Below are 18,206 nucleotides of genomic sequence, written 5' to 3'. Positions count from 1 at the left end.
TTGGTGGGCGGCGGATACGTCCGATCTATAGCGCCGCGACGCCCGGCGCGCCAGCGAGCAGCCTCCATCGTCCGGCATAGGCGGCGAGGCCGGGCAGGGCCAGCGGCGCGGCCAGACGCAGCGGCACCCGGGCGGCGGCGTGGCCCAGGTGGCGGGCCCACAGCAGCGCCGCGCCGATGGCGCTGCCATCCGATTCCGCCGAGGTCTCGACCCGGTCGCCCGGCCGCAGCGCGGCCAGCAGCGGCGCGAAGATCGGGTTGGCGGCGACGCCGCCATCGACGATCACCCGGCCGCGCGCCTCAAGCAGGTCCAGCGCCGTGCTGCAGCTCAGCGCGGTGTAGAGCGTGGCCAGCGCGGCGCGGCCGGCGGGGGTCGCCGGCGCCGGGCCGATGATCTCGCCGCGCCCGGCCCGGCCGGGGAACAGCCCGTCGCCCTCGGCGAAGCCCGGCAGCGCCATGGTGCCGGACGCGACCAGGGCGGCGAGGTCGGCCGCCGTCGCTTCGGCGGGATCCGGGCCGGCGATCCGTTCCCACTCCCGGCCGCCCATATGCAGGGTGCAGCCGATCGGCCGGCCGTCGACATCGACATTGGCGACCATGCCGCGGCGTTGGTCCAGCCGGTCCAGCGGCAGTCCCGGCCGGAAGCCGATGATCCAGGTGCCGGTCGACAGCAGCGGCACGTCGCCCAGCCCGGCGGCCAGGAAGCGGTGGTAGTTGGCGTTGCTGTCATGCACGCCGCACAGCAGGGCCAGGTCGGTCGGCAGGCCGTGCGCGGCGGCGAAGGCGGGCCGGATCGTGCCCAGCACGTCCCAGGCGTTGCGGCGCGGCGGGATCAGCCGCTTCCAGCCGCGGCGCTCGACGATGCCGGTGAACTCGCCCGCCGCCGGGTTCCACAGATGGGTCTGGGCCGCCAGGGTGGTGATCTCGCTGGCCGGCACGCCGCCCAGCCGCCAGGCGAAATACTGCGGCAGGGTCAAGAGCCAGCGGGCGCGGGCGAAACCGTCGGGGAAGTCGCGCTCCAGCCACAGCATCTGCTTGGCCAGGCGATGCGCGCCGGGGTCGACCAGGCAGCCGGTCTCGGCGAAGTCCGGCCCCTCGGCGGCATAGGCCTGGTCCAGCCAGCCCGGCGCCGCGGCCTCGTAATCCATCATCGGCAGCACCGGCCCGTCATCGTCGACCAGCATGCCGCTGGTGCCGTAGCCGGTGGCGACGAAGGCGGCCAGGCGGTGGCGGCGGGCCAGGTCGGCCAGCGCGCCCAGCAGCCAGCGCTCGATCGCCGCCAGGTCGACATGCAGGTAGGGCGGGCCGGGCCGCGACAGGTTGCGGGTGCGTACCGCCTCCAGCACCGCGCCCTCCGGCGTGGCCGCGAGCAGCTTCAGATTGGTCTTGCCGACATCGAGCACCGCGACGACGGACATGCGCGCCCTATTCCACCATCGACCAGGCGAAGGGCTCGCCGCGGGCGAGGTCGCGGGCGGCGCGGCGGCCCAGCACCTCCGGCAGGTGCTTCGGCGCCAGGCCGTAGCCCGGGCGGATCGAGCGAACATTGGCCTCGCTCAGCGTCTCGCCGGCCTTGACGTCGCGGGTGACGTACAGCGAGCGGCGATAGACGATATTGCCGGCCTCGGAGCCCTTGAGGTCGTAGCGGATGCGACCCAGCGCCGCCCAGGCGCCCTTGCAGTCTTCGACCAGCCGGGTGAACTCGGCCGGCTCCAGCGAGAAGGCCGAGTCCGGGCCGCCATCGGCGCGGGCCAACGTGAAGTGTTTCTCGATCACCGATCCGCCCAGCGCCACCGCGGCGACCGCGGCGGCGGTGCCCATGGTGTGGTCGGACAGGCCGCTGATCACCCCGAAGGTCTCGGCCAGGTTCGGGATGGTGCGCAGATTGGCATCCTCCATCGGCGCCGGATAGGCGCTGATGCAGTGCAGCACCACCAGCCCGTCGGCGCCGCTCTTGCGCGCGGTGGTGATCACCTCCTGGATCTCGCCGAGATTGGCGAGGCCGGTGGAGATGATCATCGGCTTCTTCTTGCTGGCAATGTACTCGACCAGCGGCAGGTCCACGACCTCGAAGGACGCGACCTTGTAGGCCGGGGCGCCCAAGCCCTCCAGCAGGTCGACCGCGGTCTTGTCGAAGGGGCTGGAGAAGACGGTGATGCCCAGCTCGCGCCCCTTGGCGAACAGCGCCTCGTGCCAGTCCCAGGGGGTCGAGGCCTCCTGGTACAGGTCGTACAACCGCTGCCCGTCCCACAGCCCGCCCTTGATCCGGAACTGGTCGCCGTCATGGTCCAGGGTGATGGTGTCGGCGGTGTAGGTCTGCAGCTTCACCGCGTCGGCGCCGGTGGCCTTGGCCGCCTCGATCATCCTGAGCGCCCGGGCCAGCTCGCCATTGTGGTTGCCCGACAGCTCGCAGATCACATAGGGCGGGTGGTCGGGGCCGATCCGGCGGCCGGCGATGGATATCTCCTGCATGCGGGCGACCCTGGCATGGCTTGCTGAAACGGCGCCAGTTGAGCCCAGCTGGGTCAGGAATTCCAGCCCTTCGTCAATGCGCTCCGCCGAGGTTCATGCCGACGACGCCGGCGATCACCAGGGCGACCGAGGCCAGCTTCAGCGTGGTCATCGCCTCCTGGAACCACAGCACGCCGATCGCCACGGTCAGGGCGGTGCCGACCCCGGCCCAGATCGCATAGGCCAGGCTGAGATCCATCCGCTTCAGGGTCAGGGTCAGGCAGCCGAACGCGGCGGCGTAGAACACGAAGATCAGCGCCGAAGGCAGCAGGTTGCGGAACCCGTCCGACAGCTTCATGCAGAGCGTGCCGGCGACCTCGAAGCCGATCGCGGCGAACAGCAGGATCCAGGTCATCGGGCGGCCCTCAGTGCGGGGTGACCAGCTTCAGCCCGATGATCCCGGCGACGATCAGGCCGATGCAGGCCAGCCGGGCGAAATCGGCCGATTCGCCGAACAGGTAGATGCCGAGGATCGCGGTGCCGACCGCGCCGACGCCGGTCCAGACCGCATAGGCGGTGCCGATCGGCAGGTCCTTCAGCGCCAGGCCCAGCAGCACCAGGCTGACGATCATCGCCGCCGCGGTGCCCAGGCTGAGCCACAGCCGGCTGAAGCCCTCGGTGTATTTCAGGCCGATCGCCCAGCCGATCTCGAACAGCCCGGCGATGATCAGGATCACCCAAGCCATGGTGGAAACTCCTCAGGATTGAAAGTCAGGCGCCGCGCGTCATCGCGTCCAGGCGCTGCAGCACCGCCGCCCGGTCCCCCGGGTCGACGGCGCGGATGCCGAACACCTCGTTCAGCCACAGCCCGTCCGCCGCCAGCCGGACGATGGCGGCCAGGACCGGGTCGATCCCGTCCGACCGCTGCTGCGCCACCCATTCAGAATATTGCGCGGCATAGGGCGCCAGCAGCGCCGGGTCGTAGCCCAGGGCGGCGATCAGCGCCGCCTCCCGCATCGCATCCTGGTCGTCCGGGGTACCGGCCGGCGGAAACGCGGCGCCCAGATAGGCGCGGGTCCATGTGCCCGGCTTTCCGTCCGCTGCGGTCAGCCTGTCCATCCGCTCCTGCATGCAGGTGCCGATCCGCGCGATCATGGCGCGGATCAGCGCCTCCTTGCTCTCGAAGTGATAGATCAGCCCGCCCTTGCTCAGGCCGGCGGCCTCGGCGACGGCATCCAGCGTCAGGGCCGGGACGCCACGCTCCAGCACCACCTGCTCGGCGGCGGTCAGAATCCGGATCTTGGTGTCTGGCGTGCTCATGAAAGTTACTATACCGACCGGTCGGTATAGTCGCAAGCCGATGGCAGGGCATCGCGGCCATGCGATGATGCCGCATGGCCCATCGCAACCGCGTCACGCCCTTCGGCGAGATCGTCGCCGACCCCGCCCGCGGCACGATGCTGGGCAATCGCGGCGTGATCCACGATGCCGAGGGCCGCATCCGCCGGCCGTGGTCGACCACGCGCTGGATCTGCTGCCGGCTGGAATTCAAGGGCTGGTGGCGGCCGGTGATGCAGCCGAACCGCTGGACCCATCTGTTCTTCCTGGACGAGGCGGTGGCGATCGCCGCCGGGCACCGGCCCTGCGCCGAATGCCGGCGCGAGGCCTACAACGCCTGGCGCGCCGCCTGGGCCCGGGCCGCGGGGCTGGCGACGCCGCCGCTGGCCGACGCCATGGACCGGGTGCTGCATCCCGCCCGGATCGACCCCGCCACCCGCCGCCAGCGCGTGGTGCCGCACCCGGCGGCGAATCTGCCGGACGGAGCCATGGTGGCGCTGCCCGACGATCCCGGAGGCGCCTGGCTGGTGTTGGGCGACGGTCTCCGCCGGTGGTCGCCCTCAGGCTATAGCGAGGGCCGGGCGCGGCCCTCCGGCCCGGTCGGCCTGCTGACGCCGCTGCCCAGCGTCGCCGTCCTCGCTGCCGGCTACCGGCCCCTGCTGCATCCGTCGGCGACTTAGTCCGTCTCGCCCGCGGCCTCGCCGCCCTCCGCCGCCACGGCCACGAGCCAGCGGCGAATCACCGCCTCCTCCTGCGGCGACAGCCCGGCGGCCAGCGCCCGTTCCAGCACCTGCACCCGCTCGCGGCAGCGGCCAAGCAGCGCCTTGCCACTCTCGGTGATCTCCAGGGTCAGAATGCGGCCATGCACCGGATGCGGCCGCCGCGCCACCGACCCGGCGCGTTCCAGATTGGCGACGATGACGCTGACCGTCTGCGGCGTCAGCAGGGTCAACCGCGCCAGGTCGGCGCCGGACAGGCCGGGATAGGCCGCGACCATGGTCATGATGGTGAATTGCGGCGGCGTCACCTCCAGGTCGGCCAGCGCGCGTTCCATCCGCAGCCGGTAGGTGCCGCTGGCCTGGCGCAGCAGATAGCCGAAATACCCCGCCTCGCCCCGCTTGCCCTCGCCCGGATGCGGAATCGCCGGGCCCTCGCCGTGCTTGACCATTGTATCAGAGCTCTCATATGTTGTTCGTGCTCTGATACTATCCCGACTCCCCCGAAAGGGCCATCGCCATGTCGGCCGCTCCCGATGCCGAAACCGTCGAACTCCGCCTCGTCGAGGACGAGCCCGCCGTCACCGCTTGCTGGAAGCTGATGCGGCAGCTGCGGCCGCATCTGGAGTCGGAGGCCGAGCTGGTGGCGCGCTGGCGCTTCCAGGCCGCCGCCGGATACCGGCTGGTCGCGCTGTGGCGCGGCGCCAGGCCGGTCGCGCTGGCCGGCTTCCGGGTGCAGGAGAACCTGGTCTACGGCCCGCATCTCTATGTCGACGACCTGGTCACCGACGAGGCCGAGCGCAGCGGTGGCCACGGCGCCCGGCTGATGGACTGGCTGGCGGAGGAGGGGCGGGCCTTCGGCTGCGCCCGGCTGGTGCTCGACACCCCGCTGACCAATGTGCTGGGCCACCGCTTCTACTACCGCTGCGGCCTGCTCGCGACCGCGCTGCGCTTCGGCCTGAAGCTGGCTTAGACGACAGGAGGACTCGATGCCGTTCAGGATCTTTCTCGCCGGTGCCGGCGGCGCCGTCGGCCGCCGCCTGGTGCCGCTGCTGAGCCAGGCCGGGCACCACGTCTTCGGCACCACGCGCGACCCGGCCAAGGTCGAGATGCTGGCCCGCCTCGGCGCCGAGCCGGTGGTGGTCGACGTGTTCGACGCCACAGCCCTCACTCGCGCCGTCGCGCCGGCGCGGCCGGACATCGTGATCCACCAGCTGACCGACCTGCCGCCCGGCCTCGACCCGGCGCGCATGGCCGAGGCGGCGCCGCGCAACGCCCGGATCCGCAGCGAGGGCACGCGCAACCTCGTCGCGGCGGCGCGGGAGGCGGGAATCCGCCGGCTGATCGCCCAGAGCATCGCCTGGGTCTACGCGCCGGGCACGCCACCCTATGCCGAGGACCATCCGCTCGACCGGTCGCCCGACAACCCGCGGCGGGCCAGCATCGACGGCGTGGCGGCGCTGGAGGCGCAGGTGCTGCACACCCCGCCATTCGAGGGCATCGTGCTGCGCTATGGCCAATTCTACGGTCCCGGCACCGGCATCGACGCGCCGCCGGGGCCGGGCGCGGTGCATGTCGACGCCGCGGCGCAGGCAGCGTTGCTGGGGGTCGACCGCGGCCGCCGCGGCATCTTCAACATCGCCGAGCCGGGCGGCCCGGCCTTGGTCGAGAAGGCGGTGCGCGAGCTCGGCTGGGATGCCGGGTTCCGGCTGCCGGGCTGAAGGGAGGAAGACGATGTCCGCTTTGCATCCCGGCCCGCAGCCGATGCGGCTGGTGCTGCTGGTGGCCGGCGGCGCGGCGGCGCTCGCGGCGCTGTGGGGGATCCGGCCAGCCGATGTCCCCGCTACGGCTCCCGCGATGCCGGCTCATCTCCACGCCCAGGCCGAGCCCGGCGCGGTGCCGGGCGCCCGGCCGGCGACGGTGGTCAAGCCACTGTCCTGCGAGGCGCTGCCGAACGTGCCCGGCAAGTCGATCACCACCGTCACGGTCGACTTCCCGCCTGGCGCCTACACCCCGGCGCACCGCCATCCCGGCTCGGTCACAGCCTTCGTGATCAGGGGCGCGGTGCGCTCGCAGCTCGCCGGCAGCCCGCCCCAGCTCTACGGCCCCGGCGCCACCTGGTTCGAGCCGCCGGGGGCGCTGCACCTCTTCGCCGAGAACGCCAGCGCCGCCGAGCCGGCGCAGATCCTCGCCGTCTTCGTCGCCGACGACAATTGCGGCCCGCTGGTGATCCCGGAGCAGTAGGCCGGGGCTACAGCACGAAATCCGCCGCCGCGAGGGCGTGGTCGGCATAGATGGTGATGATCGAATCCGGCTGCTTGTCGCCGTTGGCGTCGAGATAGACGCCCTGGCGGCCGTCGCCGAAATTCACCACCCGCACCTCGCCCGCGGTGCCGGTGAAGCCGCCGGTGCCGAAGGTGAAGGCGCTGTCGCCGTTGTCCGGATCGCCGTCGATGTCGATCGGCGACAGGTCGATCTTGTCGCCAGCCGAGAAATCCGCGATCAAGTCCTTGCCGGATGCCGCGACGGTGCTTTCGCCGATCCAGGTATAGACGAAGCGGTCGTCTCCGGCCCCGCCCTTCAGCACATCGGCGCCGATGCCGCCGACGAGCCGGTCGTTCCCGTCCCCGCCCCAGAAGGTGTTGTTCCCGGAGTTGCCGGTCAGGTTGTCGGCAAAGGCGGAGCCCACGACTTGCTCGATGCCGGTCAGCGTGTCGCCCTCGGCATCGCCGTCGCGGCCGAGGCTGGCCTGGAGGTGGGCGGCCACACCCTGGGCAGAACCGGCATAGTTCGCCGTGTCAATGCCGGCCCCGCCGTTGATGCTGTCGGCCCCGGCCCCGGCCTCGATGATGTCATTGCCGTCGTCGCCGATCAGCTGGTCCGCGCCCGCGCCGCTGCGGAGCGTGTCGTCGCCGGCGCCGCCGTCGAGCACATTGGCGGCCGCGCTGCCGGTGAGGCGGTCGGCGAAGGCGGAGCCGACGAGGTTCTCGATCAACTGCAGCGTGTCGCCCTCGGCATCTCCGCCGACCCCGGTGCCGGCTGCGAGATTGACCGTCACGGCCGCCGAGGAGCCGCTGTAGTCGGCGGTATCGATGCCGACCCCGCCGCCGAGCGCGTCGGCTCCGGCGCCGCCGACGAGCCGGTCATTGCCGTCTCCCCCGTTCAGGACGTCATTGCCGTCATCGCCGCGGAGCAGGTCCGCGCCCGCACCGGCGTTGACGAGGTCGTCGCCGCCGGCGGCCGACAGCACGTCGTCGCCGTCCCAGCCCCAGAGCTGGTTGCTGCCCGAATCGCCCCGAAGCATGTCGTCGAAGTTGCTGCCGTTCAGATATTCGATACCCGAATACGTATCCCCGGCGGCATCGCCGCCGATCCCGGCACCACCGGACTCGAGGTCGATGGTCACGGCCGCCGGCGAGCTGAAGTAGTCGACGAAGTCGTTGCCGCTGCCGCCATTGAGCACATCGGCCCCCGCGGCGCCGACGAGGGTGTCGTTGCCGTCATCGCCGTTGAGGCTGTCGCTGCCGTCCCCGCCGCCGAGAATGTCCTGATCGGCGCCGCCGTGGAGGATGTCGTCTCCGGCAGCTCCGGTGAGTTGGTCGTCCCCGTCGTCGCCGTTGATCGTGTCGTTGCCGCCGGCGCCTTCGAGCACATCGTTGCCGCCCAGGCCGCTGACGGTGTCCGCGTCGGCCGTACCGGGGTAGAAATCGGCGCCTGCTGTTCCGGTAAAATCCGCCATCTCGAATGATCTCCGCACAGATTCGCGGCCCGTGACGCCGTCACGGATCGGCATGAAGTCGGGATAGGGTGGGATGCCGTGGAGCGCCGGCTCGAGACATCAGCCTGCCGGTCGAGCGCCCTGAACCCCCACTGCAGAATCTCCGGATAGAGAGAACGCGACGTCGGAGCCGGAATCCAGCGGAATCGCTCGGATGGACCAAAGGATCCGCTTCTCTTCAGCCATCAATCCGCCACCGGCTGCGCTAGAATGTCGAGATGACGACGGCACGGGCACTCTGGCGGCGGATCGCGATCGGGGCGGGGGCAGGCATCGCCCTCGCCGCGCTAGTCGTCGGCGCCGCGCTGTGGCTCGATGCGCGCTACCCGCCGGCGCTCGACCGCTATCTCGACCGCTCCGCCATCGTGCTCGACAAGGATGGGCAACTGCTGCGCGCCTTCACCGCCCGCGACGGCACCTGGCGGCTGCGGGCGACGGTTGCGGACGTGTCGCCGCTCTACCTCGCCTTGCTGCAGGCCTATGAGGACAAGCGCTTCCGCGAGCATCTCGGCGTCGACCCGCTGTCGACCGCCCGCGCCTTCGGCCAGATGGTCCGGCACGGCGGCGTCGTCTCCGGCGCCTCGACCCTGACGATGCAGGCGGTGCGGCTGTTGGAGCCGCGGCCGCGCACCCTCGGCTCCAAGCTGATCGAGATGGCGCGGGCGCTCCAGCTCGAGGCGCATTACTCGAAGGACGAGATCCTCGGCATCTACCTGACCCTCGCACCGTTCGGCGGCAATCTCGAAGGCGTGCGCGCCGCCTCGCTGGCCTATTTCGGCAAGGAGCCGAAGCTGCTGACGCCGGGCGAGGCGGCGCTGCTGGTGGCGCTGCCGCAATCGCCCACCCGGCTGCGGCCCGACCGCTTCCCGCAGGCGGCCCGCCACGCCCGCGACCGGGTGCTGCTGCGCGTCGCCGCGGCCGGGGCGCTGGACCCGGAGGCGGCGCGCGAGGCGACCGAGCAGCCGACCCCTGCCATGCGCCAGCCGCTGCCGTTCCGGGCGCCGCATCTGGCGGAGCGGCTGCTGGCCGAGAATCGTGGCCAGGAGGTGCTGCGCAGCACCATCGACGGCCGGCTGCAGGCGGGGCTGGAGGAGCTGGCCGACCGGTCGCTGCGCGGCCTCGACGCCAGCAGCAACCTGGCCGCGGTGGTGGTCGAGAACGCGACCGGGCGGGTGGTCGGCTATCTCGGCTCTGGCACCTTCTTCGAGGAGCGGCGCGACGGCCAGATGGACCTCGCCCGCGCCGTGCGCTCGCCCGGCTCGGCGCTGAAGCCCTTCATCTACGGCATGGGGTTCGAGGACCGCATCATCCTGCCGGAGACGGTGGTGCTGGACCTGCCGATGCGCTTCGGCGACTACGCCCCGACCAATTTCGACCCCGGCTATTCCGGCGAGGTTTCGGTGCGCGAGGCGCTGCAGCGGTCGCTGAACATCCCGGCGGTGCAGATGCTGGACCATGTCGGCCCGGCCCGTTTCGCCGCCCGGCTGCGCCAGGCCGGCGCGCCGCTGCGCTTCGACGACCCGACGGTGCTGCCCAGCCTGGCCGTGGCGCTGGGCGGCGGCGGCACCACGCTGCTCGACCTCGTCCGCCTCTATGCCGGCATCGCCCGTGGCGGCGTCCTGCCCGATTTGGTCTGGCGCGCCGACGCCCCGCCCTCCGGCAATGACGGGCCGCATATCCTCGACCCCTCCGCGGCCTGGTACGTCACCGACATTCTCGCTTCGGCCCCGCCGCCGGTGGCCATGGCCGATCCAGGGCTGATGCGCGACGGCCGCCGCATCGCCTTCAAGACCGGCACCTCCTACGGCTTCCGCGACGCCTGGGCGATCGGCTTCGACGCCGAGCACACGATCGGCATCTGGGTCGGCCGGCCTGACGGGTCGCCCAGCCCCGACCGCTTCGGCCGCAACACCGCCGCGCCACTGCTGTTCCGCGCCTTCGCCCTGCTGCCGCCGCCGGCCCGCGACGTGGTCGGCCCGGCGCCGTCCGGCACCCCGGTGGTGCGGGCGGAAGACCTGCCGCCGCGGCTGAAGCGTCTGGCCGCCGGCCCGGTCACGCTGGCGCCGCTGCCGTCGCTGGCCGGAATCGAGCCGCTGTCGATCGCCTTCCCGGCCGACGGCGCGGCGGTGGAACGGCCGCGCGACGGCGACCGCTTCGCCTCGCTGTCCCTGGTCGCCATCGGCGGGCGCCGGCCGTTCCTGTGGATGGTCGACGGCAGGCCGATCCCGTCCTCGCCGCTGAAGCGCGATGCCGACTGGACCCCGCCCGGCCCGGGCGCCGCCCAGATCACCGTGATCGACGCCACCGGAGCGACGGCCACGGCGCGGGTGTGGCTGCGCTAGGCTCCGCGCCGCAGCAGCCACAGCAGGTATGGCCCGCCGATGAAGGCGGCCAGCAGCCCGGCCGGGACCTGCCAGGGGAAGATCAGGGTGCGGCCCAGCCAGTCGGCGAGCAGCAGGATCAGGGCGCCGGCCAGGGCCGAGGCCAGCAGCTGCGGCAAGGCCCGGCGGAAGCCGGCCAGCCGCGCCATGTGCGGCGCCATCAGCCCGACGAAGCTCAAGGGGCCGATCGCCAGGGTTGCCGCCGCCACTGGCACCGCCACCAGCGGCAGCAGCGCCAGCCGGGCCCGGGCCGGGTCCAGCCCCAAAGCGCGGGCTGGGGTAGCGCCCAGCGGCAGGATCTCCAGCCAGCGCGCGGTCAGCGGCGCCAGGGCCAGCATCGCCACGGCGGCCATGGCGGCGACCGCGGTCTCGGGCAGGCCGGCGTGGTAGGTCGAGCCGGACATCCAGGCCAGCAGCCGGTCGACCCGCGGGTCGTCGCCGGCCAGCACCACCGCGGCGAGGCCGGAGAACATGGTCGCCAGCGCCACCCCGGCCAGCAGCAGCCGCTCCGGCGCGGCCGACGGGCGGCGGGCGATCAGCAGCAGCACCGCCAGCGTCGCCAGCGCCCCGACCGCGGCGGCGGCCAGGGTGGCGAAGCGGTCGAAGCCGGGCACCGCCAGCAGCAGCAGGACCACGCCGGTCGAGGCGCCGGCCGAGATGCCCAGCATCTCCGGCGCCGCCATCGGATTGCCGGTCATGCGCTGCAGCAGCGTGCCGGCCATGCCCAGCACCGCCCCGGCGAAGAGCGCGGTGGCCGCGCGGGGTGCCCGCAGCGGCAGCAGGGCGGGCACGTCGGCGGCCCACCCCCATCCGTCGGCGTCGCGCCCGAACAGCAGCGCCGCCGCCGTGGCGATCACCAGCAGCGCCAGCCCGAGACCCAGCCACAAGGCAGGGCGGCCGGTCCGGTCGCGCGACGGGGCGGTCGGGGCGGTGCTCCCGGCCAGGCGCAGCCGCGGCAGCAGCGCCAGCAGCAGCGGCGCGCCGAGCAGCGCCGTGACCGTTCCGGCCGGGATCTCGTCGGCGAAAGGGGCATGCTGCGCAAGCTGGTCGGCCAGCCACAGCAGCAGCGCCCCGGCCAGCGGCGCCGCGGCCAGCCGCTGCCGCAGGGTGCGGGCACCGCACAGCCGCGCCATCGCCGGGGCGGCCAGGCCGACGAAGCCGATCACCCCGACCGCCGTGACCACCGCGGCGCTCAGCCCCACCGCGACCGCCAGCCCGGCCAGGCGGGTGCGGGCCGGCGACAGGCCCAGCCCGGCGGCGCCGGCATCCTCCAGCTCCAGCAGCGCCAGCGGCCGGGCCAGCAGTGCCGCCAGCACCGCCGCCGCCGCCAGCCGCGGCAGCAGCGCCAGCGCCGTGGCGTCGCCGGTCTGGACCAGCGACCCGCTCTGCCACATGAACAGCTCGGTCATGTACTCGCGGTGCAGCAGGACCAGCAGGGCGCCGGCCGACCCGCAGGTCAGGCTGACCACCAGCCCGGCCAGGATCAGCGTCATCGGCGCCAGGCGGCGCCCGGCCAGGCCGAACACGGCGAGGGTGGCCAGGGCGGCGCCGGCCAGGGCCACGCCCTCGCGGCCATGCGCCAGTAGCGCCGGGGCGTACAGGCCGGCGGCGGCCAGCGCCAGCCCGGCGCCGGCCGAGGTGCGAGCGTGGTCGGTTCGGCCAGCGGGTTGCGCAGCACCTGCTGGAAGATCGTGCCGGCCAGGCCCAGCGCCGCCCCGGCCAGCCAGGAGACGGCGAGCCGCGGCAGGAAGGCATGGCGGAACAGCAGCTGGCCGGGATCGGTCAGGTCGGGCGACCACGACGCCGCCAGCCACAGCCCGGGCGGCAGCAGCGCCGTCGCGCTCCACACCGTCAGGGCCACGGCGGCGATCACCAGCAGGGCCACCGGCCAGCCGCGCCGCGCCGGTGCCGGGAGCGCCACGGCGGTCATGCCAGCCGCTCGGCCAGCAGCCCGGCGAAGCGGGAGGCCGCGGCCAGGCCGCCGAACGGCCAGACGGTCGGGATCACCGCCATCGGGCCGCGCCGGACCGCCGGCAGATGGGCCCACAGCGTGCTTTCGGCCATCAGCCGGCGGGCATGCGGGGGGATCGGCTCCAGGCACACCAGCCGGGCCTCGCCGATCGTCGCCAGCTGCTCCAGCCCGACGGTGGCGATGCCCCAGTCGTTGACCGGGCCGGCCCAGGCGTTGCGTAGGCCCAGCCGGACCAGCACGTCCTGCAGCAGCCCGCCGCCATAGATCCGCAGATGCCGGTCGTCGAAGAAGGAGAAGGGGCAGACCGGCACGTCCGGGTCATGTCGCAGCCTGGCGCGGGCGGCGGCGATCTCGGCCTCGGTCCGCGCGATCAGCGCGTCGGCCTCGCCGGCGCGGCCGATGCGCTCGCCCAGCCGCCGCGTCTCCTCCTGCGCGCCCTGATAGGGGGCGCCGCTGTGGAACGGCACGTCGAACAGCGGCGCATAGGGGGCGAAGTCGGCCCGCTCGAAGCCGCTGTCGAACACCGCCAGGATCAGCTCCGGCTTCAGCGCCTGCAGCAGCTCCAGATTCGGCTCGCCGCGGGAGCCGAGGTCGATGGTGCCGGCCGGCGGCTCCGGCGCCAGCACCCAGTCGCGATAGCCCTTGGTGTCGCAGACCGCCATCGGCGCGACGCCGAGCGACAGCAGCATCTCGGCCGAGGTCCATTCCAGGCAGGCCAGCCGCATCGGCGCCGCCGCGCGGGCCGGGCGCAGCGCCAGGCCCGCGGCCGTGGCCAGCAGGGCGCGCCGGGTCGGCATCGCTACCAGCGGTAGCGGACCGTGCCGACCACCTTGCGGCCTTCGCCGTAGAAGCAGCCGAAGCCGGCATCGTAGCAGGAGGCGACATAGGTGCGGTCGAACAGGTTGCTGGCATTGACCTGGAAGCGCAGCTCGCGCCAGTCGTAATGGATCGCGGCGTCGAACAGGGTGGCGTCCGGCACGTCGAAGGTGTTGGCGTCGTCGCCCTCGCTGCCGCCGATATAGCGGATGCCGCCGCCGAAGCCGATGCCGTTCCAGCTGCCGCCATGGATGGTGTAGTCGGCCCAGACCGAGGCGCGGTGCTGCGGCACGCCGAACGGCGTGTTGCCCTTGTTGCCCTCGCCGTCGTCGGTGATCTCGGCGTCGGTGTAGGTGTAGGCGGCGGTGACGTCGAGGCCGAAATCGAAGCTGGCCACCGCCTCCAGCTCGACCCCGCGCACCCGCACCTCGCCGGTCTGGATGGTGTCGAGGCCGACATAGCGGACCAGGTTCTGCTTGGTCAGCTCATAGGCCGACACGGTGATGAAGGCGTTGGCGCCGGGCGGCTGGTATTTCAGGCCGATCTCGTATTGCCGGCCGGTCTCCGGCTTGAACACCTGGCCGTCGCTGCCGATGCCGATGCTGGGCTGGAAGGATTCGGAATAGCTGAAATAGGGCGCCAGGCCGATATCGGAGAGATAGACCAGCCCGGCGCGCCAGGTGAAGGCGCTGTCCTCCTGGTAGTTCCGCTCATCGGTCAGGCGCTCGACCGAATCCGTATAGGTCCAATCGTGCCGGCCGCCCAGGATCAGCCGCCAGTTCTGCCAGGCGATCTGGTCCTGCAGGTAGACACCGGTTTGCCCGACGCTGACATCCTTGTCGGTGTAGGGCGTCAGCGGCCCGATCGGCGCCCCGTATTTCGGATCGAAGATGTCGATCGGGTCGACCTCGCCGCTGGAGGCGTAGTCGTTGTAGCTGGCGCTCTGATAATCGAGGCCGGCCAGCACGGTGTGGCCGACCGCGCCGGTGTCGAATTTGGCCTGGACCTGGTTGTCGACGGCGAAGCCGTCGAACCGGGCGCCGCCGGCATCGGCGTAGCGGTCATAGGTGCGGCCGTCCTCCTGCAGCCCGCCGCCGAACACGCCCTTCTCGTCGTGGTCGAGGTAGCTGTAGCGGGCGTTCTGGCGGACGGTCCAGGTGTCGTCGAAGCGGTGCTCGAACAGCCATCCGGCCGAGGCTGTCGTGGTGTTGTAGTCGTCGAAGCCCGGCTCGCCGACGAAGCGGCTGGCCGGCATCCGGCCGAAGGGACTGCGGAACACGGTGCCGGAGGCCGGCAGGTACTGCATGCCCCATTCGGTGCGGTCGCGCTGGTAATGCCCCAGCAGGGTCAGGCTGGTGTCGTCGTTCGGCCGGAAGGTCAGGGCAGGGGCGATGAAGATGCGGTCGTCGTCGACGAAGTCGGTCTGGGTGCCGCCCTCCCGCACCAGCCCGGTGGCGCGGCCCAGCCAGGTGCCGTCCTCGGTCAGCGCCCCGTTCAGGTCGAACTGGCCCTGGTAACGACCGAAGCTGCCGGCGCCGAACTCGATCTCGCGGAACGGGTCCTCGCCCGGCCGCTTGCTGACATAGTTGATCAGGCCGCCCGGACTGTTCTGCCCGTACAGGACGGAGGTCGGGCCGCGCAGCACCTCGATCCGCTCGGCGCCATAGGGGTCGAGCGCGTTGAACAGGCCGTAGTCGCTGCCGCGCATGCGCAACCCGTTCAGGTAGAAGGCGTCGTTGCCGACGGTGAAGCCGCGCATCTGCAGGCCGAAGCTGCGGACGTCGTTGCCGTACAGCTCGCCGGCCACGCCGGGGGTGTAGCGCAGCGCCTGGGCCAGGCTCTCCACCCCCTGCGCCGTCATCTCATCGCGGGTGATGACCGAGATCGATTGCGGCGTCTCGATCAGCGGCGTGTCGGTCTTGCTGCCGGCGGTGCTGTCCTCGGCGACGTAGCCCTGCACCGGCCCCCAGGGCCCGGCGCCAGCGCCCTGCACGATGATCGGATCGAGGGCGAGGCCGCCGTCGCCGGACTGGCCGGCTGGCGCCAGCGGCACGATGGTGGCGCTGCGGTCGCCCGTGACCCGCAGGGCGAAGCCGGTGCCGTTGAGAAGCCGACGCAGCGCCTGCTCGGTGGTGAAGCGACCGGACAAGGGGGCGGTGGTGATGTCGTAGGACCGGTCGTCGGCGAACACGATGCTCCAGCCGCCGACGGCGCCGACATCGGTGATCGCCTGGCCCAGCGGCTTGGCCGGGACGCTGAACTGATGCACCTCGTCGGCCGCCTGCGCCAGCTGCACGGCCGGTCGATCGGCCGCTGCCCAGGCCACTCCCTGCGCCGCCGCCAGCATCGTCGACCCCAGCAGCCACCGCATCGCGCGGCCGCGCTTTCCCCCGGTCCCCATCGCCGAATCCACCCCTCCGCAAATGAGAGTGCGGCGCACTCTCATCCGGCAAAACGAATGGCGCCGGTGAACCCGCACATGTCGGACGAGAAAATCACGATCCGGTGTCGTCGCGGCGCAGGATCCGCACCCAGGGGGTGACCTCGGTCAGGCCGAGGCCGAGTGAGCTGGACAGCGCCGCCAGAGCACCATCGGGGTCGCCGGCCGGGAAGGTGCCGGAAACGCGCATCCCAGCCAGCCGGTCGCCGGACAGCAAGATGTGGCCGGGGGCCTGGCGCTGCAGCGCTGCGACCACGCGGTCCAGCGGCCGCAGGTGGAACACCAGCCGGCCCTGCATCCAGGCCGCTGCGTCGGCCGGGTCGACCGTGCCGATGGCGGAGAGGGTGCCGTTCTCGGCCGAGACCTGCTGCCCCGCCGTCAGCCGCACCGAGGCCGGCCCCGCCGTCACCTCGACCACGCCCTCCGTCACCGTCACCTCGGCGTCGTCGCCGAAGCGGCCGACATTGAAGCGGGTGCCGACCACCCGGATCCGGGCATCGCCGGCCGAAACGGTGAAGGGTGCCGGCAGGCCGGGCCGGACCTCGAAGAAGGCCTCGCCGCGGCGCAGCTCGACCTGCCGCAGGCCTTCGCCGAACTCCAGCCCCACCGCGCTGTCCGCCGCCAGGTGCAGCACCGACCCGTCCGGCAGCGCCAGGTCGCGGATCTCGCCGCGTGCCGTCACCGCATCGGCACCGAGATCGGCGACGGCGGAGGGTGCGAACACCCAGAGGGCGAGGGCGGCGCAGGCGGCCGCGCCCAGGGCGGGCAGGGCCACGAGTGGGCGCAGCAGGGTGGCCAGCCAGCTCCGTTGCTTCTGCCGCCGGACGTCGGCCGCGAAGCGGTCCGCTAGCCGGCGGCCCGGCTCCTCCAGCTGCTGCCACAGCACCTCGGCCTCGCCGAGGGCTTCGGCATGGCGTGGATCGGCCGCGATCCAGGACCGGAACGCCGCCTCGTCGGCGGGCGGCAGTGGGCCGTCCTGGCGGCGCACCAGCCAGGTCGCCGCCGCGTCGCGCTGCGCCTCGGTCATCGGTTCGCTCATCGCCGTTGCCCGGCCCTCGGCTCGCTCCGCCGGTTGATCCCGCCCTCACCCAGATAGACGTTCCGGACGGCGAAACCCGCACCCCGGATCATCGCGGATCCTCCGCCCGATGCGCGGCCAGCCGGGACTGGCAGTGCCGCAGCGCCCGGACCAGGTGCTTCTCCACGGCGCTGAGCGAGATGCCCAGCCGCCGCGCCGCCTCGGCCTGCGGCACGCCCTGGACCCGGCAGAGGATGAAGATCTCCTTGCTGCGGTCGCTCAACTCCTCCAGCGCCGCGTCCAGGGCCCGCAGCGCGTCGCGGCCGGCCAGATCCTGCTCGGCCCCCGGCGCCGGGGCCGACAGCTGCTCCGGCAACACCGACTCGAGTGCCCGGGCGCGTCGGGTCTGGGTCAGCCGGTGGTCGATCGCCGCGTTGCGGGCGACGGCGTAGAGGATGCGGGTGTCGGCCTCGGCCGAGCCGGCGCTGTCCGACCTCAGCATCCGGGCGAAGGCCTCCTGCACCAGGTCCGGCGCCGCGCCGCGGTCGCCCGACCGGCGGGTGACGACGGCTTCCAGCCGCGCCCGATGCGCGGTGAAGAGGGCGGCGAGCGTGTCCGTCCAGGAGGCCAAGAGGCGTCTGAATAGGCGCAATTGATAATAATTCGCAACGAATATCGCCGACTCCGCACGCGGCAGGATTACGGTCCTGTCCCGCGATTCCCGCCGGCCTGCCCTGCGCCCAGCCCATGGTTTCCGGCTTTGCCGGAATCGGTCAGCTTCCATATAGTAAGTCACCTTACAGTCAGGTCGCTTAGCCCCATGAGCGAGATCAAGCCTCTCGTCAGCCTCTACACCCTGATCAAGGATCTCGATCAGCTGCTGCGCCGCCGCTTCGACGAGCGGGTGCGCGCCGCAGGGATCGACCTGACCCGGCCGCAGTATCGGGTGCTGATCATGCTCGACCGCAATCCCGGCATCGCCCAGGCGCGCTTGGCGGAACTGCTCGATGTCGAGAAGATGACCGTCACCGGCCTGATCGACCGGATGGAGACCCGGGGCTGGGTCGAGCGCCGGCGGGACCCGACCGACCGGCGCGCCCATTCGCTGCATCTGTTGCCGCCCGCCCGGCCGATCGTCGACCAGCTCGAGGCCCTGATCGCGCAGTGGCAGGACGACTACAGCGCCCGGCTTCCGGCCGAGGTCATGGCCCGGCTGATCGGCGACCTGCAGATCCTCAAGACCAAGCTGACCTGTGATCCCGATGAACCGGCGGCCGATGCCGCCAGGCGGTGCTGA

Annotated in this window: 19 protein-coding genes; 6 read left to right on the top strand and 13 right to left on the bottom strand. The window is 72.4% G+C overall.

Annotated features, from left to right (window positions below):
• Nucleotides 1-25: 25 nt before the first annotated feature.
• The 5 genes from FFK22_RS12925 to FFK22_RS12905 all read right to left on the bottom strand — a co-directional run bounded on the left by FFK22_RS12925 (nucleotide 26) and on the right by FFK22_RS12905 (nucleotide 3,770).
• Nucleotides 26-1,417: an FGGY-family carbohydrate kinase gene (locus FFK22_RS12925; RefSeq protein ID WP_138891266.1), complete on the bottom strand. Its 1,392-nt coding sequence runs from the start codon at nucleotides 1,415-1,417 to the stop codon at nucleotides 26-28.
• Nucleotides 1,418-1,424: 7 nt separating this feature from the next.
• Complete coding sequence (gene pseI, locus FFK22_RS12920; RefSeq protein WP_138891265.1) at nucleotides 1,425-2,471, bottom strand: pseudaminic acid synthase; 1,047 nt, start codon at nucleotides 2,469-2,471, stop codon at nucleotides 1,425-1,427.
• 73 nt (nucleotides 2,472-2,544) lie between these two features.
• Entirely contained in the window at nucleotides 2,545-2,865 is a 321-nt protein-coding gene (locus tag FFK22_RS12915; protein ID WP_138891264.1) for a multidrug efflux SMR transporter, read from the bottom strand.
• Nucleotides 2,866-2,875: 10 nt separating this feature from the next.
• The gene (gene sugE / locus FFK22_RS12910; protein ID WP_138891263.1) at nucleotides 2,876-3,196 is read right to left on the bottom strand and encodes a quaternary ammonium compound efflux SMR transporter SugE; all 321 of its coding nucleotides are present in this window, start codon (nucleotides 3,194-3,196) and stop codon (nucleotides 2,876-2,878) included.
• A 25-nt stretch (nucleotides 3,197-3,221) separates the two neighbouring features.
• Complete coding sequence (locus tag FFK22_RS12905; protein ID WP_138891262.1) at nucleotides 3,222-3,770, bottom strand: TetR/AcrR family transcriptional regulator; 549 nt, start codon at nucleotides 3,768-3,770, stop codon at nucleotides 3,222-3,224.
• Nucleotides 3,771-3,844: 74 nt separating this feature from the next.
• Between FFK22_RS12905 and FFK22_RS12900 the strand changes: the two genes are divergently transcribed.
• Nucleotides 3,845-4,468: a hypothetical protein gene (locus tag FFK22_RS12900; protein WP_138891261.1), complete on the top strand. Its 624-nt coding sequence runs from the start codon at nucleotides 3,845-3,847 to the stop codon at nucleotides 4,466-4,468.
• Here the strand turns inward: FFK22_RS12900 and FFK22_RS12895 are convergent.
• Nucleotides 4,465-4,956: a MarR family winged helix-turn-helix transcriptional regulator gene (locus tag FFK22_RS12895; RefSeq protein ID WP_138891260.1), complete on the bottom strand. Its 492-nt coding sequence runs from the start codon at nucleotides 4,954-4,956 to the stop codon at nucleotides 4,465-4,467. The genes FFK22_RS12900 and FFK22_RS12895 overlap by 4 nt on opposite strands.
• 68 nt (nucleotides 4,957-5,024) lie before the next feature.
• Here FFK22_RS12895 and FFK22_RS12890 point away from each other — a divergent pair, with 68 nt between their 5' ends.
• The 3 genes from FFK22_RS12890 to FFK22_RS12880 are packed head-to-tail and all read left to right on the top strand — an operon-like array spanning nucleotide 5,025 to nucleotide 6,748.
• Nucleotides 5,025-5,477 (top strand): GNAT family N-acetyltransferase, encoded by a 453-nt coding sequence (locus FFK22_RS12890; RefSeq protein ID WP_138891259.1) that lies wholly within the window; start codon nucleotides 5,025-5,027, stop codon nucleotides 5,475-5,477.
• A gap of 16 nt (nucleotides 5,478-5,493) precedes the next feature.
• Nucleotides 5,494-6,225 carry an NAD(P)-dependent oxidoreductase gene (locus FFK22_RS12885; protein ID WP_138891258.1) on the top strand — a complete coding sequence of 244 codons (732 nt, stop codon included), beginning with the start codon at nucleotides 5,494-5,496 and terminating at the stop codon, nucleotides 6,223-6,225.
• A gap of 13 nt (nucleotides 6,226-6,238) precedes the next feature.
• A complete protein-coding gene (locus tag FFK22_RS12880; RefSeq protein ID WP_138891257.1) occupies nucleotides 6,239-6,748 on the top strand; it encodes a cupin domain-containing protein in 510 nt (169 codons plus the stop codon).
• A gap of 7 nt (nucleotides 6,749-6,755) precedes the next feature.
• On the opposite strand, the gene FFK22_RS12875 is transcribed toward FFK22_RS12880, so the two are convergent.
• Nucleotides 6,756-8,243 (bottom strand): calcium-binding protein, encoded by a 1,488-nt coding sequence (locus tag FFK22_RS12875; RefSeq protein ID WP_186002440.1) that lies wholly within the window; start codon nucleotides 8,241-8,243, stop codon nucleotides 6,756-6,758.
• A gap of 257 nt (nucleotides 8,244-8,500) precedes the next feature.
• On the opposite strand from FFK22_RS12875, the gene pbpC reads away from it, so the two are divergent.
• Complete coding sequence (gene pbpC / locus FFK22_RS12870; protein ID WP_138891255.1) at nucleotides 8,501-10,624, top strand: penicillin-binding protein 1C; 2,124 nt, start codon at nucleotides 8,501-8,503, stop codon at nucleotides 10,622-10,624.
• On the opposite strand, the gene fhuB is transcribed toward pbpC, so the two are convergent.
• From fhuB to FFK22_RS12845, 6 genes are all read right to left on the bottom strand, one after another.
• A complete protein-coding gene (fhuB, locus tag FFK22_RS12865; RefSeq protein WP_306770106.1) occupies nucleotides 10,621-12,246 on the bottom strand; it encodes a Fe(3+)-hydroxamate ABC transporter permease FhuB in 1,626 nt (541 codons plus the stop codon). The two genes, pbpC and fhuB, sit on opposite strands and share 4 nt — an antisense overlap.
• Entirely contained in the window at nucleotides 12,153-12,593 is a 441-nt protein-coding gene (locus FFK22_RS43825; protein ID WP_221938562.1) for an iron chelate uptake ABC transporter family permease subunit, read from the bottom strand. The genes fhuB and FFK22_RS43825 overlap by 94 nt, the downstream gene beginning before the upstream one ends.
• A complete protein-coding gene (locus tag FFK22_RS12860) occupies nucleotides 12,590-13,432 on the bottom strand; it encodes an ABC transporter substrate-binding protein (protein ID WP_138891254.1) in 843 nt (280 codons plus the stop codon). The genes FFK22_RS43825 and FFK22_RS12860 overlap by 4 nt, the downstream gene beginning before the upstream one ends.
• A 2-nt stretch (nucleotides 13,433-13,434) precedes the next feature.
• Nucleotides 13,435-15,852 carry a TonB-dependent siderophore receptor gene (locus FFK22_RS12855; protein ID WP_221938561.1) on the bottom strand — a complete coding sequence of 806 codons (2,418 nt, stop codon included), beginning with the start codon at nucleotides 15,850-15,852 and terminating at the stop codon, nucleotides 13,435-13,437.
• 94 nt (nucleotides 15,853-15,946) lie between these two features.
• Nucleotides 15,947-16,930 carry a FecR domain-containing protein gene (locus tag FFK22_RS12850; protein ID WP_138891253.1) on the bottom strand — a complete coding sequence of 328 codons (984 nt, stop codon included), beginning with the start codon at nucleotides 16,928-16,930 and terminating at the stop codon, nucleotides 15,947-15,949.
• An 88-nt stretch (nucleotides 16,931-17,018) separates the two neighbouring features.
• Nucleotides 17,019-17,540, bottom strand: a complete 522-nt coding sequence (locus FFK22_RS12845) for an RNA polymerase sigma factor (protein WP_138891252.1) — start codon at nucleotides 17,538-17,540, stop codon at nucleotides 17,019-17,021.
• 189 nt (nucleotides 17,541-17,729) lie between these two features.
• Here FFK22_RS12845 and FFK22_RS12840 point away from each other — a divergent pair, with 189 nt between their 5' ends.
• Nucleotides 17,730-18,206, top strand: coding sequence for a MarR family winged helix-turn-helix transcriptional regulator (locus FFK22_RS12840; protein ID WP_138891251.1), 477 nt, complete (start codon nucleotides 17,730-17,732; stop codon nucleotides 18,204-18,206).

It is taken from the genome of Mycobacterium sp. KBS0706, from assembly GCF_005938675.2.
In the GTDB taxonomy this organism is placed as follows: Bacteria; Pseudomonadota; Alphaproteobacteria; order DSM-16000; family Inquilinaceae; genus Inquilinus.
The sequence above is the reverse complement of the archived record's forward strand: the minus strand, read 5'-3'. Positions and strand labels throughout refer to the sequence as shown.

Coding starts and splice junctions, on each gene's coding strand:
- FFK22_RS12925 (WP_138891266.1), bottom strand. CDS start 1,417: ATGTCCGTCGTCGCGGTGCTCGATGTCGGCAAGACCAATCTGAAGCTG.
- pseI (WP_138891265.1), bottom strand. CDS start 2,471: ATGCAGGAGATATCCATCGCCGGCCGCCGGATCGGCCCCGACCACCCG.
- FFK22_RS12915 (WP_138891264.1), bottom strand. CDS start 2,865: ATGACCTGGATCCTGCTGTTCGCCGCGATCGGCTTCGAGGTCGCCGGC.
- sugE (WP_138891263.1), bottom strand. CDS start 3,196: ATGGCTTGGGTGATCCTGATCATCGCCGGGCTGTTCGAGATCGGCTGG.
- FFK22_RS12905 (WP_138891262.1), bottom strand. CDS start 3,770: ATGAGCACGCCAGACACCAAGATCCGGATTCTGACCGCCGCCGAGCAG.
- FFK22_RS12900 (WP_138891261.1), top strand. CDS start 3,845: ATGGCCCATCGCAACCGCGTCACGCCCTTCGGCGAGATCGTCGCCGAC.
- FFK22_RS12895 (WP_138891260.1), bottom strand. CDS start 4,956: ATGGTCAAGCACGGCGAGGGCCCGGCGATTCCGCATCCGGGCGAGGGC.
- FFK22_RS12890 (WP_138891259.1), top strand. CDS start 5,025: ATGTCGGCCGCTCCCGATGCCGAAACCGTCGAACTCCGCCTCGTCGAG.
- FFK22_RS12885 (WP_138891258.1), top strand. CDS start 5,494: ATGCCGTTCAGGATCTTTCTCGCCGGTGCCGGCGGCGCCGTCGGCCGC.
- FFK22_RS12880 (WP_138891257.1), top strand. CDS start 6,239: ATGTCCGCTTTGCATCCCGGCCCGCAGCCGATGCGGCTGGTGCTGCTG.
- FFK22_RS12875 (WP_186002440.1), bottom strand. CDS start 8,243: ATGGCGGATTTTACCGGAACAGCAGGCGCCGATTTCTACCCCGGTACG.
- pbpC (WP_138891255.1), top strand. CDS start 8,501: ATGACGACGGCACGGGCACTCTGGCGGCGGATCGCGATCGGGGCGGGG.
- FFK22_RS43825 (WP_221938562.1), bottom strand. CDS start 12,593: ATGACCGCCGTGGCGCTCCCGGCACCGGCGCGGCGCGGCTGGCCGGTG.
- FFK22_RS12860 (WP_138891254.1), bottom strand. CDS start 13,432: ATGCCGACCCGGCGCGCCCTGCTGGCCACGGCCGCGGGCCTGGCGCTG.
- FFK22_RS12855 (WP_221938561.1), bottom strand. CDS start 15,852: ATGGGGACCGGGGGAAAGCGCGGCCGCGCGATGCGGTGGCTGCTGGGG.
- FFK22_RS12850 (WP_138891253.1), bottom strand. CDS start 16,930: ATGAGCGAACCGATGACCGAGGCGCAGCGCGACGCGGCGGCGACCTGG.
- FFK22_RS12840 (WP_138891251.1), top strand. CDS start 17,730: ATGAGCGAGATCAAGCCTCTCGTCAGCCTCTACACCCTGATCAAGGAT.